Origin of the sequence: Jatrophihabitans sp. (assembly GCF_036000465.1) — a bacterium.
Classification (GTDB): Bacteria; Actinomycetota; Actinomycetes; order Mycobacteriales; family Jatrophihabitantaceae; genus Jatrophihabitans.
The window spans coordinates 1-3,082 of record NZ_DASYFV010000039.1 but is presented as its reverse complement, the minus strand read 5'-3'; the positions used below and the strand labels follow the sequence as shown (position 1 = coordinate 3,082).

Sequence of the window (3,082 nt, the reverse complement as noted above, 5' to 3'; positions counted from 1 at the left end):
ACCCGGTTCCTGGAAGGAGACCAGAGTCGCGATGCCCATGGTCGCAGAAGTTGTCGATGCCGTCGTTGGTGGCGACACGCACAAAGGGCTCATCCGGAATGAGGGTGTAGCCGGGGTCTGAAGCCGCCGGTCTCGAGCAGTGATCTGGCGATGTAGTTGGTGAGGTTCCGGAACCCGAGGGCGGAGCCGCGCAGGTGCTCCAGCCGGCCGTTGATCGCTTCGGTCGGGCCGTTGCTGGTGCCGGGCCGGTCGAAGTAGGCGAGCACGTCGACGGCGCGGCGCTTGAGGGTGCGGCCGAGGGTGATCACTTCGTCGAGGTCTGTCGGGACGGCGGTGCTGATCGCGTCGATCGCGTTGCGTAGCTGGGTCTTGCCGGCGGCGCGGTCGGTGTTGCGGTAGGCGGCGACGATGCGCTGGTAGACGCTCCACGTTGCTTGGACCTCGACGTGGCGGTCGTCGGCGAACACGTCGTCGAGCCGCTGGCGCTGCCGGTCGGTGAGCAGGTCTGCGCCGGTGCGCAGGACGCGGCGGATGCCGTAGAGCGGGTCGCCGGTGTGGCCGCGGTGTCCGCGGGTTTCTTGCTGCACGCGTTGGCGGCAGCGATCCAGCGCGTCGCCGGCGAGCGCGACGACGTGGAAGGGGTCCATGACGGCGACCGCGTCCGGGACGGTCTCGGCGGCGGCGGTCTTGAACCCGGTGAACCCGTCCATCGCCACGACCTCGATCCCGTTGCGGAACTGTGGTGTCTGCGTGTCGAGCCAGCTGGTGAAGACCTGTTTCGAGCGGCCCTCGACCATGTCCAGCAGCCGGGCCGGTCCGGTGCCCTCCCGCACCGGGGTGAGGTCGATGATCACGGTGACGTACTTGTCGCCCTTACGGGTGTGTCGCCAGCAGTGTTCGTCGACGCCGACGACCTTGACGCCGGCGAGCCGGTGCGGGTCGCTGATCAGCACCCGCTTGCCCTCGGCCAGGACCGCGTTGTTGGCGGTGTTCCAGGACACTGCGAGCGCTTCGGCGATGCGGGCGACGGTCAGGTGTTGCACGACGATCGCCTCCAACGCCCAGCGCAGCCCGCGCCGCGACAGGCGTGCTCGTGGTTCGGCCGCCTTGCTGGTGTCTTGCCGCCACACCCGCGAGCACGACACACATCGGTAGCGGCGGATCGTGACCTGCAGCGTCGTCGCCCGCCACCCGAACGGCTCATGCGCGAACTCGCGGGTCACGCTGTCACGCGGCGCCCCCTCGCCGCCGCAGCGCCGACACCACCGATCGAACTCGCCAGGCTCGACCCGGCAGGCCAGCACGGCTCGATCGGGTTCGAGGCGTTGACCTACCACCTCCAAACCGAGCTCGTCGAGGCGGCAGAACGCGCCGAGATCAGGGCGCACGAAGGTAGCGTCAAGCACGTCGAGGTCTTCCAGATGGGCAGCGTGAGAACTCCCATCATCGGAAGACCTCGACCCTCACCCAGCGACCGACGCGCCGAGAACTACACCCTCATCTGCGAAGAGCCGCTTTCCGCCGTCACACATGCGGGCGAGACGTCACTCAACGAGAGGGGACGGGGATGACCCGACGTAGGCTCGAGGGATGTCGGTGACCACGACCAGGCGCGCCATCGTGCGGCTGCCCGCCGGCGGCGAGGCCTCGACCGGGCCGGACGACCTGGCCGTGGAGTCCCCGCTGGTGCTCGGCATGGACGGCGACGCGATCGCCACGCTGATGCGCACGCCCGGCCACGACCTCGAGCTGGCGGCCGGCTGGCTGGTCGTGGAGTCCGGGGTGCGGGCGCCGGCGGACATCGTCACGCTGCGGGCCTGTCGCGAGGACGACACCGACCGCGTCCACATCACGTTGCGCGCCGGGGTACGGCCGCCCCGCCCGCGGGCGTTCGTCACCTCGGCGGCGTGCGGGGTGTGCAGCGCGGACGTCCTCGACCTCAGCCTGGTGCGCACGTCCGACCCGCACCGCGCCGGGTGGACTGTGGGTCGTGACGTCCTCGCCGCGCTGCCGGACGCGATGCGCACCCGCCAGCGGGCGTTCGATCGCACCGGCGCAGTGCACGCCGCGGCGCTGGCCACGCCCGCCGGCGCCGTCGACGTCGTGCGCGAGGACGTCGGCCGGCACAACGCCGTCGACAAGGTGGTCGGGCGGGCCCTGCTCGACGGCGCGCTGCCCGGCACCGACCGGCTGCTGGTCGTGAGCGGACGGGTCTCCTTCGAGATCGTGCAGAAGGCCGTGGCCGCGGGGGTCGCCGGCATCGTCGCGGTGTCCGCGCCGTCCAGCCTCGCCGTCGACCTCGCGCGCGAGCACGGCCTGCTGTTGGCCGGCCTGGTCCGCGGCGGGCGGATGAACGTCTACGCCGGTGAGGACTGCGTCAGCTGACGCCCGTCCCGAAGTGCGCGTTCGGGTTACCCCGGACACACTGTTGCGCATGTCGACCTCCCGCAGAACTTTCCTGACCGGTGGCGCGGCGGCCGCGGCGGCCACCGCCGGCGGCCTGCTCGCGAGTCCGGCGGGCGCCGCCACACCGACCTCCCTCACCACCGATGTCGCCGTGGTCGGCGCCGGGCTGGCCGGCCTGACGACGGCGCGCCGCCTGCTCGCCAAGGGCCATCGCGTCGTCGTGCTCGAGGCGCGCGACCGGGTCGGCGGCCGGGTGCTGAACCATCCGATCGGCAACGGCCGGATCGCGGAAGCGGGCGGGGAGTTCGTCGGCCCGACCCAGGACCGCATCGTCGCGCTGGCCGAGGCCGTCGGGGTCGGGACGTACAACGCCTATGACACCGGTGACAACATCTACGTCAACGGTGCGGTGCGGCTGCGCTACAGCGACACCAGCCCGCTCGGCACCGCTCCGCCGGACCCGACGATCGCCGCGGACATCGCCAAGCTCGTCGCGCAGATCGACCAGATGTCGACCGAGGTGCCGGTCGACAAGCCGTGGACGGCCGCCAAGGCCAAGACCTACGACGCGCAGACTCTGGAGAGCTGGGTGCGCGCGAACGCCGTCGACGCCGACGGCGTGCTGGCGATCCTCGCCCCGTTCCTGCAGGCCCTCGTCGGCGCAGAGCCGCGCGAC

Annotated in this window: 3 protein-coding genes; 2 read left to right on the top strand and 1 reads right to left on the bottom strand. The window is 71.5% G+C overall.

Translation table 11 applies throughout. The features are described 5' to 3' along the window. Positions 1-89: 89 nt before the first annotated feature. Complete coding sequence (locus VGN18_RS13225) at positions 90-1,406, bottom strand: ISL3 family transposase (protein ID WP_327540164.1); 1,317 nt, start codon at positions 1,404-1,406, stop codon at positions 90-92. 184 nt (positions 1,407-1,590) lie between these two features. Here VGN18_RS13225 and fdhD point away from each other — a divergent pair, with 184 nt between their 5' ends. After that, a complete protein-coding gene (gene fdhD, locus VGN18_RS13220) occupies positions 1,591-2,385 on the top strand; it encodes a formate dehydrogenase accessory sulfurtransferase FdhD (RefSeq protein WP_349259907.1) in 795 nt (264 codons plus the stop codon). Between the two features lie 49 nt (positions 2,386-2,434). Continuing rightward, positions 2,435-3,082: flavin monoamine oxidase family protein (locus VGN18_RS13215; RefSeq protein WP_327540162.1), on the top strand; the 648-nt coding region annotated here is incomplete at its 3' end.

Bases quoted from the DNA above. Each gene is read 5' to 3' on its own strand.
- fdhD (WP_349259907.1), top strand. From the start codon at position 1,591: ATGTCGGTGACCACGACCAGGCGCGCCATCGTGCGGCTGCCCGCCGGC.